The following is a 1,534-nucleotide window of genomic DNA, read 5'->3' on the forward strand; positions in this document are numbered from 1 at the left end:
AAAAATGGTCGATTACGGACACTCAGTAGTGTGATAAACTACAGGTTAACATCTTCGTAGATTTCTTTTAGGCTAAGTCTACATCCTAAGAATTCTATCACTTGCTCAGGATTACGAAGGTTTTGTATCTGCCACTTTCCGTTTGCATTCTTCTTGCGAGTCTCTATCTTGACTTCTTTTGATGAGACCAACACATACTCCTGAAATGACGGGAGCGTTCGGTAACAGTTGTATCCGGCCTGGATTGGCTTTTCCTGTACGTCGTACCTCTCGGTGCCCTCGGAAAGTACTTCTACGATAGCTACCGGATTAGTAAGCGCGTAAGCACCCCGAGGCAACGTATGGCGCTGCGATTCCCCACAGATAATAGTCGCGTCGGGGTATACGAATTTGTTACACTCCGGGACAAATACCCGTATGTCGCTACTGTAAATCCGGCAACCTTTCTTTCGCAGACATCTTCGTAAATAGACGCGAATTGCTGAGGCGATTAAATCATGTTCTTCAGTAACGCCCGCCATCGCTACTACCCAGCCATCGTGGTATTCATGCTTCATCCCGGTTTCATCTTCCAGCCGAAGGTAGTCTTCGGTGCTCAACTTTTCTAAAAGGTTCATACTCTTCCCTACATTTTCCGAGTGAATAAGATACTAAACGGATAACTTCCAGCCGTTGTGATAATTGGCTTGTACCATTTTCTGCGCAGCGGCGTCATCTTTGAAGGCGTAGGCATCCGAATCCCAGTAAACCTTGCGGCCCAAGCGGTACGAGATATTGCCCAGATGAGCCACCACCGCTACGTGGCTACCAATTTCAATAGGACAAATGGGTTGCTCCCGAGTTTTAATACTGTTGATAAAGTTGCGAGCGTGCTCGGTACGTGGATCGCCTATCCGAGGCTGATAGGGCATTTTTTCCATTACGTAGCGAGAACTTCCGTCTTCCGCTCGTTCGGTAGTCGGGTTAATTTCCCAGCCGCGCCGGTCAATAATCATCCGGCCCTTTTCGCCTACAAACTCAATTCCATGGTCTTTCCCGTAAGGGCCTAGCCGGTTAATCATATTATGCTCCCACACCATTATAAAATCGTTAAACTCATAGATGGCACTCATGGTATCGGGCGTTTCCATAGCACTACCCGGATCGGCGAACTTGCCACCGGATGCCATCACCGAATTAGGAGCGGTAGCATCCATGCCCAGTAGTACCATATCAATCAGATGTACGCCCCAGTCGGTCATCTTGCCTCCGGCGTAGTCCCAGTACCAGCGGAAAGAACCATGAAACCGGTTTTCATTAAAGGGTCGCTCGGGGGCCGGGCCTAACCACATTTTGTAATCAACCTCCGGTGGTGGCGTGGTATCGGGCTTGGGTTGAACAATCCGGTCTGGGCCGCTGTGGTTCCAGGCTCGCACGAAGTTCACCCGCCCAATTTTCCCGTCTCGTATCAGTTTCATAGCAGGTTGCCAGTGTTCGCTACTACGTTGCTGCTGGCCTACCTGCACAATGCGCCCGTACTTATTTACCGCTTCGG

General features: G+C 49.5%; 2 protein-coding genes. Both read right to left on the reverse strand.

The genetic code is table 11. The features are described from left to right. Positions 1–38 precede the first annotated feature (38 nt). Entirely contained in the window at positions 39–617 is a 579-nt protein-coding gene (locus tag WBA23_RS23125; RefSeq protein ID WP_424584645.1) for a Uma2 family endonuclease, read from the reverse strand. 33 nt (positions 618–650) lie between these two features. Next, on the reverse strand, positions 651–1,534 hold an 884-nt coding region (locus tag WBA23_RS23130; protein WP_424584646.1), incomplete at its 5' end, for a Gfo/Idh/MocA family protein.

It is taken from the genome of Tunicatimonas sp. (assembly GCF_049647865.1).
Taxonomy (GTDB): Bacteria; Bacteroidota; Bacteroidia; order Cytophagales; family Cyclobacteriaceae; genus Tunicatimonas.

Bases quoted from the DNA above. Each gene is read 5' to 3' on its own strand.
- WBA23_RS23125 (WP_424584645.1), bottom strand. From the start codon at position 617: ATGAACCTTTTAGAAAAGTTGAGCACCGAAGACTACCTTCGGCTGGAA.